This window comes from Streptomyces sp. NPDC056948 (assembly GCF_042674225.1).
Taxonomy (GTDB): domain Bacteria; phylum Actinomycetota; class Actinomycetes; order Streptomycetales; family Streptomycetaceae; genus Streptomyces; species Streptomyces purpurascens.
The window spans coordinates 1-12,394 of the sequence record NZ_JBHUQX010000284.1; the positions used below are offsets into that span (position 1 = coordinate 1).

10 protein-coding genes are annotated in these 12,394 nt (G+C 71.7%); 8 read left to right on the forward strand and 2 right to left on the reverse strand.

The features are described 5' to 3' along the window. Nucleotides 1–223: 223 nt before the first annotated feature. Together ACFTZL_RS30205 and ACFTZL_RS30210 are read left to right on the forward strand one after the other, a co-directional pair. The gene (locus ACFTZL_RS30205) at nucleotides 224–2,434 is read left to right on the forward strand and encodes an MMPL family transporter (protein WP_382588888.1); all 2,211 of its coding nucleotides are present in this window, start codon (nucleotides 224–226) and stop codon (nucleotides 2,432–2,434) included. A gap of 74 nt (nucleotides 2,435–2,508) precedes the next feature. Beyond that, a complete protein-coding gene (locus tag ACFTZL_RS30210; RefSeq protein WP_382588890.1) occupies nucleotides 2,509–3,552 on the forward strand; it encodes a zinc-dependent alcohol dehydrogenase family protein in 1,044 nt (347 codons plus the stop codon). Nucleotides 3,553–3,625: 73 nt separating this feature from the next. Here the strand turns inward: ACFTZL_RS30210 and ACFTZL_RS30215 are convergent, their stop codons facing one another. Then, entirely contained in the window at nucleotides 3,626–3,826 is a 201-nt protein-coding gene (locus ACFTZL_RS30215) for an AlpA family transcriptional regulator (RefSeq protein WP_215121270.1), read from the reverse strand. Nucleotides 3,827–4,064: 238 nt separating this feature from the next. Then, entirely contained in the window at nucleotides 4,065–5,108 is a 1,044-nt protein-coding gene (locus tag ACFTZL_RS30220; protein ID WP_382588892.1) for a PucR family transcriptional regulator, read from the reverse strand. A gap of 96 nt (nucleotides 5,109–5,204) precedes the next feature. On the opposite strand from ACFTZL_RS30220, the gene ACFTZL_RS30225 reads away from it, so the two are divergent. From ACFTZL_RS30225 to mmsA, 6 genes are all read left to right on the forward strand, one after another. Continuing rightward, nucleotides 5,205–6,101 carry an alpha/beta hydrolase gene (locus tag ACFTZL_RS30225; protein WP_382588894.1) on the forward strand — a complete coding sequence of 299 codons (897 nt, stop codon included), beginning with the start codon at nucleotides 5,205–5,207 and terminating at the stop codon, nucleotides 6,099–6,101. Between the two features lie 213 nt (nucleotides 6,102–6,314). Further along, on the forward strand, nucleotides 6,315–7,265 hold the full coding sequence (gene iolC, locus ACFTZL_RS30230) for a 5-dehydro-2-deoxygluconokinase (RefSeq protein WP_382588896.1): 951 nt from the start codon (nucleotides 6,315–6,317) through the stop codon (nucleotides 7,263–7,265). Then, nucleotides 7,262–8,143: a deoxyribose-phosphate aldolase gene (locus tag ACFTZL_RS30235; RefSeq protein WP_382588898.1), complete on the forward strand. Its 882-nt coding sequence runs from the start codon at nucleotides 7,262–7,264 to the stop codon at nucleotides 8,141–8,143. Before iolC ends, ACFTZL_RS30235 begins: the two co-directional genes overlap by 4 nt. A 10-nt stretch (nucleotides 8,144–8,153) precedes the next feature. Then, complete coding sequence (gene iolB / locus ACFTZL_RS30240) at nucleotides 8,154–8,966, forward strand: 5-deoxy-glucuronate isomerase (RefSeq protein ID WP_382588900.1); 813 nt, start codon at nucleotides 8,154–8,156, stop codon at nucleotides 8,964–8,966. Beyond that, entirely contained in the window at nucleotides 8,963–10,840 is a 1,878-nt protein-coding gene (gene iolD / locus ACFTZL_RS30245; protein ID WP_382588902.1) for a 3D-(3,5/4)-trihydroxycyclohexane-1,2-dione acylhydrolase (decyclizing), read from the forward strand. The genes iolB and iolD overlap by 4 nt, the downstream gene beginning before the upstream one ends. A 14-nt stretch (nucleotides 10,841–10,854) precedes the next feature. Beyond that, entirely contained in the window at nucleotides 10,855–12,357 is a 1,503-nt protein-coding gene (gene mmsA / locus ACFTZL_RS30250; RefSeq protein WP_382588904.1) for a CoA-acylating methylmalonate-semialdehyde dehydrogenase, read from the forward strand. Nucleotides 12,358–12,394 lie beyond the last annotated feature (37 nt).

Here is a 12,394-nt window from a genome sequence, read left to right on the forward strand (position 1 = left end):
GTCCTCGGCCGCCGCCGTCGTCTCCGCCGTCTCCGTCGCGGGTTTCTCGGTCTTCTCGGGCACGCGTTATCCCCAGGTCTCATCACGCGATTGACAAACGCGAGCGGTCGCTCGCATTCTGGACCCAGAAATACGAGCGATCTTTCGTGTTTGCCAGTCTATGGCAGCCCCGTGCTGCCCGGCTGCGCCTGGACACGGGTCACGGTGAAGGGGACACCGCACGATGACCGAAGTCAACACACCACCACGCGTCGGAGGCTGGACCCGCTTCGTGACCGCGAGGCCCAGACTGTCCCTGCTGGTGGCACTGGTGATCACCGCGCTCGCGGTGCTGGCCGGCAGCGGGGTCGCCGACCGGCTCGGCGCCGGCGGCTGGGAGGATCCGGCCGCCGAATCCACCCGTGCGACCAAGGCCTTGGAGCGCGAGTTCCCCGGCTCCCAGCCCAACCTGCTGCTCCTGGTCGACGCGGGCGACGCCTCGGTCGACGATCCGGCCGTCGCCGCCCGGGCCGAGCGTCTCGCCGGGCAACTCGCGAGCGAGCGGGGCGTCACCGGCATCGGCTCCTACTGGCAGTCCGGCACCCCGGCCCTGCGCGCCGAGGACGGTCACGCGGCGCTGATAGCCGCCCGCATCACCGGCGACGAGAAGACCGCCGCCGAGACCCTGGAGCGCATCGCGCCCCACTACCGCGGCGTGCGGGGCCCGGTGGAGGTCACCGTCGGCGGCCCGGTCGCCGTACGGCACGAGATGCAGACGATCATCCAGGAGGACCTGACCCGGGCCGAGCTCATCGCCCTGCCGGTGACGCTCGTGCTGCTGGTGATGGTCTTCGGCAGCGCGGTCGCGGCCCTGCTGCCGCTCGGCATCGGCATCGTCGCCATCCTCGGGACCAACGCGATCCTGCGCGGTCTCACCGAGCTCACCGACGTGTCCGTGTTCGCGATCAACCTCACCACGGCCCTCGGCCTCGGCCTCGCCGTCGACTACGCGCTGTTCATCGTCCGCCGCTTCCGGGAGGAACTGTCCACGGGCGCCGAGCCCTTGACGGCGATCGGCACGACCCTGCGCACCGCCGGCCGCACGGTGCTGTTCTCCGCCCTCACGGTCGCGGTGTCCCTGGCCGCGATGCTGGTCTTCCCGCAGTACTTCCTGCGGTCCTTCGCCTACGCCGGGATCGCCGTGGTGCTGCTGGCCGCGGCGGCCGCGCTGATCCTGCTCCCGGCGGCGCTGATGCTGCTCGGGCACCGGGTCAACGCCCTGGACCTGCGTAGCGTGTTCCGGCGCGGAGACCGGCCGCAGCCCACCGGGGAAGAAGGCAGAACGTGGGCGCGTACGGCGACGCTCGTCATGCGCCGCGCCCCCTTCTTCGCCCTGGGCACCACAGCCGTCCTCGTCCTGCTCGGACTGCCCTTCCTGGGCGTGAGGTTCGGCACCGCCGACGACCGCCAGCTCCCCTCGACCTCCGAGTCCCATGTCGTGCAGCAGCACATCCGGGACGGCTTCCCCGGCAGCCCCGACGGCGGCCTCGAAGTGCTCGCCCAGGGCCGCGCGACCGAGGCGCAGTACGGCGCCTACAAGGAGCGGATCGCCGAACTGCCCGATGTGCAGCGGGTCGACGGGCCGCTGGTGAAGGGCGACTCGGCGTACTTCACGGTGCTGCCGAAGGGCGAGGCGGTCGACGATCCGGCCCAGCGCCTGGTCGGTGAACTGCGCGAGCTCCGGGCCCCCTTCGACACCGAGGTGACCGGCATGGCGGCCGTCCTGGTCGACTCCAAGGACGCCATAGGGGAGCGCCTGCCGCTCGCGGCCGTCTTCATCACGATCGTCACCCTGCTCCTGGTCTTCCTCCTGACGGGCAGCGTGCTGATACCGATCCAGGCGGTCGTGCTCAACGCGCTCAGCCTGACGGCCATGTTCGGCGCGGTCGTCTGGGTCTTCCAGGACGGCCATCTGTCCGGCCTGCTCGGCTTCACCAGTCCCGGATCCATAGAGACGACCCTGCCGGTCCTGATGTTCTGTGTGGCCTTCGGCCTGTCCATGGACTACGGGGTGTTCCTGCTCTCCCGCATCAAGGAGGAGTACGACCACACCGGCGACCACGACCAGGCCGTGAGGCACGGCCTGGCGCGCACGGGCGGGCTGATCACCGCGGCGGCGGTCATCCTGGCCGTGGTCATGGTCGCGATCGGCACCTCCCGGGTGACCAACACCAAGATGCTCGGCCTGGGGATCGCGCTGGCGGTCCTGATGGACGCGATGATCGTCCGCAGCCTCCTGGTCCCCGCGGTCATGCGCCTCACGGGCCGCGCCACCTGGTGGGCCCCGGGCCCGCTGCGCCGCTTCCACCAGCGCTTCGGCCTGAGCGAGGGCGAACCGGGACCGGTGAAGGAGACGGAGGAGGCCAGAGACAAGGTCGGAGCGTCGCATGCTTGATCGCCCGGGAAGGTAGGGGTACTCCGGGATCCCGGACATGCGCGAACCGGACGTGAGCGAAAGGCGGGTGGGCCATGCGGGCCGTGGTGTTCGAGCGGTACGGGGAGACGGCCGAGGTCCGGGAGGTCGCGGATCCGGAGCCCGCGGAGCACGGGGTCGTCGTGCGGGTCGAGGCCACCGGGCTGTGCCGCAGCGACTGGCATGGCTGGCAGGGCCACGACCCGGACATCGCCCTGCCGCATGTGCCCGGGCATGAACTCGCCGGTGTCGTCGAGGCGGTGGGCGCCCGGGTGACCGGATGGCGGCCCGGCGACCGGGTCACCGTGCCGTTCATCTGCGCCTGCGGCACCTGCCCGTCCTGTGCGGCGGGCGACCACCAGGTGTGCGAGCGCCAGACCCAGCCCGGCTTCACGCACTGGGGCTCCTTCGCCCAGTACGTGGCGCTGGATCACGCCGACGTGAACCTCGTGGCGCTCCCCGGGGAGCTCTCCTTCGCGACGGCGGCCTCCCTCGGCTGCCGGTTCGCCACGGCGTACCGGGCGGTGGTGCGGCAGGGCCGGGTCGCGGCGGGGGAGTGGGTCGCGGTGCACGGCTGCGGCGGGGTCGGGCTCTCGGCGGTGATGATCGCGGCGGCCTCGGGAGCGCGGGTCGTGGCCGTCGACGTATCGGCCCGAGCGCTGGACCTGGCGCGGAGGTTCGGGGCCGCGCAGTGCCTGGACGCGACAGCGGTGCCTGACACCGCGGCGGCGGTCCGCGACCTGACCGGCGGCGGCGCCCACCTCTCGCTCGACGCCCTCGGCTCACCCGCCACCTGCGCCGCCTCCGTGAACGGCCTGCGCCGCCGCGGCCGGCACGTCCAGGTCGGTCTGCTGCCCTCTCCGACCGGCACGACACCCGTCCCGATGGCCCGCGCGATCGCCCTGGAGCTCGAACTCCTCGGCAGCCACGGCATGGCCGCGCACGGCTACCCGCCGATGCTGGAGCTGGTCCGCGGCGGTGTGCTGCGCCCCGACCTGCTGGTGACGTCCACGATCACGCTGGACGAGGTCCCGGCCGCGCTGGCGGCGATGGGGACGGCGCCGGGAGCGGGGGCCACGGTCATCGAGCCGTGGACCTGACGCCCCCGGGCGTGAGAGGAGAACAGAAGACCGTGCCCCACTCGACGGTGGGGCACGGGACCGGCGCGAGAGGTCAGTCGTCTCTTCGCCCGCGGTTGCCGGGCCTGGAGGCGACCCAGGCCCGGACCGTGTCGGCGTACCAGTAGGGCTTGCCGCTCTCGACATGGTCGGGCGGCGGCAGCAGGCCGTGCTTGCGATAGGACCGCACGGTGTCCGGCTGCACCTTGATGTGTGCCGCGATCTCCTTGTAGGACCAGAGCTTTCGGTCGGTCATGACGTGCACCTCCCCGCGCGAGCCACGGGGACGGCGGGAGGGCCGTCCGGGGGAGCCGGGCGTCGCGCTGGCGATCAACAAAGCCTGCGCCGAGTCCAACGACACCCGGCGACAGCGGGCAGGGCCTGTGTGCCAGATGTGACGGAAGGCCCGCGCCCTTGCGACACGTGTGACAGGAAGCGGGCGTTTGTGACACAGCCGGGGCAAAGGCGCCCTTGCGGACCGTCTCGGACGTGACCTAGCCGTCAAGACCGTCCAGCAGCCGCCACGTCGTAAGGGCGAGCCCGGCGCGCAACAGACCTGCGGGCTCGGTGAGTTCAAAACCCAGGGACTTTCCGATCTGTTCGAGCCGGCGGGCGACGCTGCTGTGGTGCAGATGGAGCAGGTCGGCGGCCCGGCGCAGGGATCCGGTGGCGCAGTAGGCGTCCAGGGTCTCCAGGTCTTCCGGGGTGTCGGCGACACGGGCGATCGCGGCCACGTCGACGTTGCCCCGCGCGGTGTCCGGGGGCACTCGGGCGAGCAGGGCGAGCGCCCCCAGGCTGTCGTGGTCGACGACAGGCCGGCGGGGTGTGGTGAAGCGGAGGGCGGTGCGGGCCTGCTCCCAGGACCGGTCGGGGCTCTCGGCGGCGCCGATGCCCGCGCGGACGCCGGCCGGGAACCGGGCCCGGTCCACCGTGGTGGCCAGGATGACGCCCACATCGGCGAGGGGCGCCGCCTTCACCGGGCGGGACGGGCAGAGCAGGCCGCCGATCCGGTCGAGCGGAAGCCGCGACCGTACGGCGACGACGCAGACCGGCAGGTCGGCGGCGAAACCCAGGAGCCGTAACGCCCGGGCTCTGCCCGCCTCGTCGCAGTCGGAGCTGACGGCCAGTTCCACGAGGGCGGGGTCGGCCATGGTGGTGCGGGCCGGTCCGTATCGCTCGACGACCGCCGCGGCGGCGAGGGCGAGCCGGTCCAGCAGCACGTCGTCGAGCGGCAGGGGAGTGCCGGGCCGCTCCAGCCACACCGTGCCGATCTCCTCCTCGTCGAGGGTGATCGGCACCGTCGTGGAAGCGGCCGCGGGCGGGGCGGACACGTCCCGGCCGTCGGGCGAGACGCGGATGGCCCGCCCCGTGCCGTGCAGCCGGATCCCGGCCGCACACTCGGCCAGGCCCGCCGAGGCCCGGGCCAGCGCCGGGAGGTCCACGCGTCGGCGCATCAGGGTGTCGTAGAACATGACGACGCGTATCGCGCCTTCGACCTGCGCGTCCAGCTGTGACAGTCGTACGGCCAGTGCCTCCATGGCCCGAGGATAGGCGCCGATCGGCGCGCAACGGGGGCCGGATGAGCGACAGTTGGCGGATGTCCCGGGGGTCGGTGGACGGTCAGGATGACCGGTATGGACCCTGAACTCGAGGCATTCATCCCGTTGTTCCCCCGCGCCGACCTGACCGACCCGGTCGTCGAGCGCAAGAACTTCGCCGAACTGGCCACCGCGGTGCCGGCACCCGACACCTCCGGTATGGAGGTCGAGGACCGTATGGTTCCGGCCGGCCCGGACGTACCCGTTCGTGTCTACCGTCCGCAGCAGGCACAGGGCGCCCTCGTCTGGATGCACGGCGGCGGATTCGTGATGGGCGATGTGGACACCGAGCACCCGTGGGCCGCCCGGCTCGCCGAGGGCTCCGGGGTGATGGTCGTCTCGGTGGGCTATCGCCTGGCCCCCGAGCACCCGTATCCGGCCGCCCTCGACGACGCGTACGCCGTGCTGGCCTGGGCGGCCGAGCACGCGTCCGAACTCGGCATCGATCCGGAGCGGATCGCGGTCGGAGGGCACAGTGCCGGCGGGAACCTCGCGGCCGCGCTCGCCCTGCGGGCACGGGACGAGCAAGGGCCACGGATCCGCTTCCAACTGCTCAGCCAGCCCGGGCTCGACGACCGGCAGGAGACGTGGTCGCAGCGGAACTTCACCGAGACGCCCTGGATGAACCGCGACAAGGTCGCCGCGACATGGCGGCACTACCTGGGTTCCCAGCCCGCTTCGCCGTACGCCGCCCCGGCGCGGGCCGTCGACCTGGCGGGCCTGCCGCCCGCCTACATCGCGACCGCGGAGCTGTGCCCGAACCGCGACGAGGACATCGACTACGCGCTGCGCCTGCTCCAGGCCGGCGGCTCGGTCGAACTGCACCAGTGGCCCGGCACCTTCCACGGCTCGCAGGCGATCCTCTCCGCCGACGTCTCGCAGCGGCAGATCGCCGAGATCGGCGCGGTGCTGCGCCGCGCCCTGGCCGAGTGAGAGGACCTCTCTGACATGACCGTCACCCTGCCGCGCGGCAGCCGTCCGGAAAGGCGGACCGACACCGAGGCCTGAACACCACGAAACCGTGAGACCCGGACCAGGACGCGGAAAGCGCTGTCATGATCTGGTCCGAATGTCCGGACAAAACATTGACAGGGCTTCGGGAAGGGGACTACAAAACCGGGGAGAGCCGACACCGAGGGGTATCCGATGGCGTACGACCTGATCACCATGGGGCGGATCGGAGTGGATCTGTATCCGCTCCAGACGGGCGTCCCGCTGCCGCAGGTCACGTCCTTCGGCAAGTTCCTCGGCGGCTCGGCGACGAACGTCGCGGTCGCCGCGGCCCGCCTGGGACGGCGGACCGCGGTGATCACGCGCACCGGCGACGACCCCTTCGGCACCTACCTCCACGAGGCCCTGAAGGACTTCGGCGTGGACGACCGCTGGGTCACCCCGGTCCCCGGCCTGCCCACCCCGGTCACCTTCTGCGAGGTCTTCCCGCCGGACGACTTCCCGCTGTACTTCTACCGTCGGCCCAAGGCCCCCGACCTGGAGATCGACGCCCATGAGCTCGACCTCGACGCCATCCGCGACGCCCGCGTCTTCTGGGTCACCGGCACGGGCCTGAGCGAGGAACCGAGCCGCACGGCGACCCTCGCGGCCCTCGCCCACCGCGCCAAGTCCGGCACGACGGTCTTCGACCTCGACTGGCGCCCGATGTTCTGGTCGGACCCCGACGCGGCCCGCCCCTTCTACCAGGAGGCCCTGCGCCACACCACCGTCGCGGTCGGCAACCTCGACGAGGTGGAGGTCGCCACCGGCGTGCGCGAACCCCACGCAGCCGCCCGCGCCCTCCTCGACGCGGGCGTGGAGCTCGCCGTCGTCAAACAGGGCCCCAAGGGCGTCTTGGCCGTCAACCGCGAGGGCGAGAGCGCCGAGGTCCCGCCGCTGCCCGTGAACGTCCTGAACGGCCTGGGCGCCGGCGACGCCTTCGGCGGCTCCTTGGTCCACGGCCTCCTCGCCGGCTGGGACCTGGAGAAGACCATGCGGCACGCCAACGCCGCAGGGGCCATCGTCGCCTCCCGCCTGGAGTGCTCCTCCGCGATGCCCACCCCGGGCGAGATCGAGGCGGCCGTCACCGCGGGGGCCGTCAAGTGACCGTCGACGTCTCCGAACTCGTCCGCATCCGCAGCCACCGCCCGGAGGCGATCGCCGAGGCCGCCGCCCGCCGCTCCCGCCGGCCCCTGCTGAACGACAACGGCCGGCTGATGATCGTCGCCGCCGACCACCCGGCCCGCGGCGCCCTCGGCGTCGGCGGCCGCAGCATGGCCATGGCCAACCGCGCCGACCTCCTCGAACGCCTCTGCCTGGCCCTGTCCCGCCCCGGCGTGGACGGCGTCCTCGCCACCGCCGACATCCTCGACGACCTGCTGCTGCTCGGCGCCCTCGAAGGCAAGGTCGTCCTGGGCTCGATGAACCGCGGCGGCCTCCAGGGCGCGAGCTTCGAACTCGACGACCGCTTCACCGGCCACCGCCCCGAGGACATCGAGCGCCTCGGCTTCGACGCGGGCAAGCTGCTCCTGCGCATCGACTACGACGACCCGGGCTCCCTCACCACCCTGGAGTCCACCGCCCGGGCCGTCGACGCCATGGCCGCCCGGCGGCTCCCCGTCTTCGTCGAGCCGTTCATCTCCCGCCGCGACGAGTCGGGCCGGCTGCGCAACGACCTCTCCGCCGAGGCCGTCACCAAGTCGATCGCCATCGCCTCCGGCCTGGGCGGCAGTTCGGCCTACACCTGGCTGAAGGTGCCGGTCACCGCGAACCCCGACGACATGGCCGAGGTCATGGCGGCCTCCACGCTGCCCGCCGTACTGCTGGGCGGGGAGGTGGGCGACGATCAGGACGGGGCGTACGAGAAGTGGCGCGGCGCCCTCCAACTGCCCACTGTGCGCGGGCTGGTGGTCGGCCGTTCGTTGCTGTACCCGGCGGACGGCGATGTGGCCGCCGCCGTGGACACCGCCGTAGGACTGCTGTGAGGGCCGCTTCATGACCAGTGAGCTGTACGTCCCCGAGGGCACCACCGGTGGTGTGAACTACGTCCTGGACATCGACCCCGAGCGGGCCGGCTGGACGCACAGCAGCCTGCGGATCGTGGAGCTGGCACCGGGCGGCACCCACACCTTCACCACCGGGGACAGCGAGTGGATCGTGCTGCCCCTGCGGGGCGCGTGCACCGTGCGCGTCGAAGACGAAGAGTTCCACCTCTCGGGCAGGAGGAGCGTGTTCGCGTCGGCCACCGACTTCGCGTACGCGCCCCGTGACGCCCGGGCCCAGATCGCCTCCGGCGCGGGAGGCCGCTTTGCTTTGGCAGGAGCGAAGTGCGAGCGACAACTCCCCGCCCGCTACGGCCCCGCGCCGGAGGTTCCCGTCGAGCAGCGTGGCAGCGGCACCAGCCTGCGACACGTCCGCAACTTCGCCTCGGCCGACGCCTTCGACTGCGACAAGCTCATCGCGGTCGAGGTGATCACCCCCGGCGGCAACTGGTCCTCGTACCCGCCGCACAAGCACGACGAGCACCGCCCCGGCGAGGAGTCGGAGCTGGAGGAGATCTACTACTTCGAGATCGACGGCCCGAACGGTTTCGGCTATCAGCGCGTATTCCCCTCGCGTGAGGGCGGCTCCGACGTCCTCACGGAGGTCCGCTCCGGCGACGCCGTCCTCGTCCCCGACGGATGGCACGGCCCGTCCGTCGCCCAGCCCGGCCACGACATGTACTACCTGAATGTCATGGCCGGTCCGGGTGACACGAGGGAGTGGCGGATCTGCTTCCACCCGGACCATACGGAGGGTTACCGATGACGACCCGGCTGACCGTCGCGCAAGCGCTGGTTCGTTTCCTCGCCGCCCAGTACACCGAACGCGACGGCGTACGGCGGCGGCTCATCGGCGCCACCTGGGGCATCTTCGGCCACGGCAACGTCGCCGGCATCGGCCAGGCGCTGCTGGAGCACCCCGACGCGATGCCGTACCACCAGGGCCGCAACGAACAGGCCATGGTGCACGCCGCGGTCGGCTACGCCCGGCAGTCCAACCGGCTGTCCACCCACGCGGTCACGACCTCCATCGGGCCGGGCGCCACCAACCTGGTCACCGGCGCCGCCCTCGCGACGATCAACCACCTGCCGGTGCTGCTCCTGCCCGGCGACGTGTTCGCGACCCGCCCCGCCGACCCGGTCCTGCAGCAGCTCGAAGTGCCGTACGCGGGCGATGTGTCGGTCAACGACTGCCTGCGCCCGGTCTCGAAGTACTTCGACCGGATCACCCGGCCGGAGGCCCTGATCCCCTCCGCCCTGAACGCGATGCGCGTGCTCACCGACCCCGTCGAGACCGGCGCCGTCACCCTCGCCCTGCCCCAGGACGTCCAGGCCGAGGCGTACGACTGGCCCGAGGAGTTCTTCGCCGAGCGGGTCTGGACCGTACGGCGTCCCGGCGCCGACCCGACGGAACTCGCCGAGGCGGTACGGATCATCCGCGCGGCGGCGAGGCCCCTGGTCGTCGCGGGCGGCGGCGTCCACCACAGCCGCGCCGAGGAGGCACTCGCCGAGTTCGCCGGGACCACCGGCATTCCGGTCGCCTCCACCCAGGCCGGCAAGGGCTCCCTGCGCCACGACCACCCCCAGGACGTCGGCGGCATCGGCCACACCGGTACGGCGACGGCCGACGAACTCGCCCGCACCGCCGACCTGGTGATCGGCGTGGGGACCAGGTACACCGACTTCACCACCGCCTCCGGCACCCTCTTCGCCGGCGAGAACGTCCGGTTCCTGAACCTCAACATCGCGTCCTTCGACGGCCACAAGCTCGCCGGGCACCCCCTCGTCGCCGACGCCCGCAGCGGTCTGACGGAACTCACCGACGCCCTCCGCCTGCACGCGTACCGGGTCGCCGACTCCTACGCCACCGAGTACACCGAGGACAAGGAGCGCTGGGAGCAGCGCGTCGACGCCTGCTACGAGGTGGACGAACCGGACACCCGCCCGACCCAGCCGCAGGTCCTCGGCGCCTTGGACGCCCTGGTCGACGAGTCGGACATCCTGATCAACGCCGCCGGTTCCCTCCCCGGTGACCTGCACAAACTGTGGCGGACGCGTTCGTACGACCAGTACCACCTGGAGTACGGCTACTCCTGCATGGGCTATGAGATCCCGGCCGCGATCGGCGTGAAGCTGGCCGCTCCCGACCGGCCCGTGTGGGCGCTGGTCGGCGACGGCACGTATCTGATGATGCCGACCGAGATCGTGACGGCCGTGCAGGAGGGCATCGCGATCAAGGTCCTGATCATCCAGAACCACGGCTACGCGTCCATCGGCGGGCTGTCCGAGTCGGTCGGCGGCGAGCGGTTCGGCACCGCCTACCGCTACCCGTCCGAGGACGGCACCCACACGGGGCCGCCGCTGCCGGTGGACCTCGCCGCCAACGCGGCCAGCCTCGGCATGCGCGTGCTGCGCGCGAAGACCGTACGGGACCTCAGGGAGGCCCTCGCTCAGGCCCGGGCCGCCGACACTCCCACATGTGTCTACGTCGAGACCCAAACGGCAGACACAGTGTCGGGCGCGCCTCCCGCGCAGGCCTGGTGGGATGTACCTGTGGCCGAGACCGCGACACGACCGTCCGCGGTCAAGGCACGTGAGCTGTACGAACGGCACGTCTCCACCCGACGCCGCCATCTGTGAAGGAGTTCCCGGCCATGACGAAGATCGTCAACCACTGGATCGGCGGCAAGACCGTCGAAGGCGCCTCGGGCACGCACGGTCCGGTGACCAACCCGGCGACCGGCGCGGTGACGACGAAGGTCGCGTTCGCCTCGGTCGACGAGGTGGACGCGGCGGTCGCCGCCGCCAAGGAGGCCTACGCCACCTGGGGCCAGTCCTCGCTGGCCCAGCGGACCTCGATCCTCTTCAAGTTCCGGGCGCTGCTCGACGCCAACCGGGACGCCATCGCCGAGCTGATCACCGCCGAGCACGGCAAGGTGCACAGCGACGCGCTCGGCGAGGTGGCCCGCGGCCTGGAGATCGTCGACCTGGCCTGCGGCATCAACGTCCAGCTCAAGGGCGAGCTGTCGACGCAGGTCGCCAGCCGCGTGGACGTCTCGTCCATCCGCCAGCCGCTCGGGGTCGTCGCGGGCATCACGCCGTTCAACTTCCCGGCGATGGTGCCGATGTGGATGTTCCCCATCGCCATCGCGTGCGGCAACACGTTCGTGCTGAAGCCGTCAGAGAAGGACCCGTCGGCGTCCCTCAAGATCGCCGAGCTGCTGTCGGAAGCCGGGCTGCCGGACGGCGTGTTCAACGTCGTCCACGGCGACAAGGTGGCCGTCGACCGCCTCCTGGAGCACCCGGACGTCAAGGCCGTCTCCTTCGTGGGCTCGACCCCGATCGCCCGCTACATCCACACCACGGCCTCCGCGAACGGCAAGCGCGTCCAGGCCCTGGGCGGCGCCAAGAACCACATGCTGGTGCTCCCGGACGCCGACCTGGACGCGGCGGCCGACGCCGCCGTGTCGGCCGCCTACGGCTCGGCGGGCGAGCGCTGCATGGCCATCTCGGCCGTCGTCGCGGTCGGCTCGATCGGCGACGAACTGGTGGAGAAGATCCGCGAGCGCGCCGAGAAGATCAAGATCGGCCCGGGCGACGACCCGACCTCCGAGATGGGCCCGCTCATCACCAAGGTCCACCGCGACAAGGTCGCCTCCTACGTCGAGGGCGCGGCGGCCGAGGGCTGCGAGGTCGTCCTGGACGGCACCGGCCACACGGTCGACGGCTTCGAGGACGGCCACTGGATCGGCATCTCGCTGCTCGACAAGGTGCCCACGTCCGCGAAGGCCTACCAGGACGAGATCTTCGGTCCGGTGCTGACCGTGCTGCGCACCGAGACCTACGAAGAGGCCCTGGACATCGTCAACGCCTCGCCGTTCGGCAACGGCACCGCCATCTTCACCCGGGACGGCGGCGCGGCCCGCCGCTTCCAGTTGGAGGTCGAGGCCGGCATGGTCGGCGTGAACGTCCCGATCCCGGTCCCCGTGGGCTACCACTCCTTCGGAGGCTGGAAGGACTCGCTCTTCGGCGACCACCACATCTACGGCAACGACGGCACGCACTTCTACACCCGCGGCAAGGTCGTCACCACGCGCTGGCCGGACCCGGCCGACGCCCCGGCGGGCGTGGACCTGGGCTTCCCGCGCAACCACTGAGGTTTTTTTCTCCGGGGGCGCCTGCGGTTCTCGCAGG

What these genes read in the sequence shown, in the direction of transcription:
- ACFTZL_RS30205 (WP_382588888.1), top strand. Translation starts at nt 224, where the DNA reads ATGACCGAAGTCAACACACCACCACGCGTCGGAGGCTGGACCCGCTTC.
- ACFTZL_RS30210 (WP_382588890.1), top strand. Translation starts at nt 2,509, where the DNA reads ATGCGGGCCGTGGTGTTCGAGCGGTACGGGGAGACGGCCGAGGTCCGG.
- ACFTZL_RS30215 (WP_215121270.1), bottom strand. Translation starts at nt 3,826, where the DNA reads ATGACCGACCGAAAGCTCTGGTCCTACAAGGAGATCGCGGCACACATC.
- ACFTZL_RS30220 (WP_382588892.1), bottom strand. Translation starts at nt 5,108, where the DNA reads ATGGAGGCACTGGCCGTACGACTGTCACAGCTGGACGCGCAGGTCGAA.
- ACFTZL_RS30225 (WP_382588894.1), top strand. Translation starts at nt 5,205, where the DNA reads ATGGACCCTGAACTCGAGGCATTCATCCCGTTGTTCCCCCGCGCCGAC.
- iolC (WP_382588896.1), top strand. Translation starts at nt 6,315, where the DNA reads ATGGCGTACGACCTGATCACCATGGGGCGGATCGGAGTGGATCTGTAT.
- iolB (WP_382588900.1), top strand. Translation starts at nt 8,154, where the DNA reads ATGACCAGTGAGCTGTACGTCCCCGAGGGCACCACCGGTGGTGTGAAC.
- iolD (WP_382588902.1), top strand. Translation starts at nt 8,963, where the DNA reads ATGACGACCCGGCTGACCGTCGCGCAAGCGCTGGTTCGTTTCCTCGCC.
- mmsA (WP_382588904.1), top strand. Translation starts at nt 10,855, where the DNA reads ATGACGAAGATCGTCAACCACTGGATCGGCGGCAAGACCGTCGAAGGC.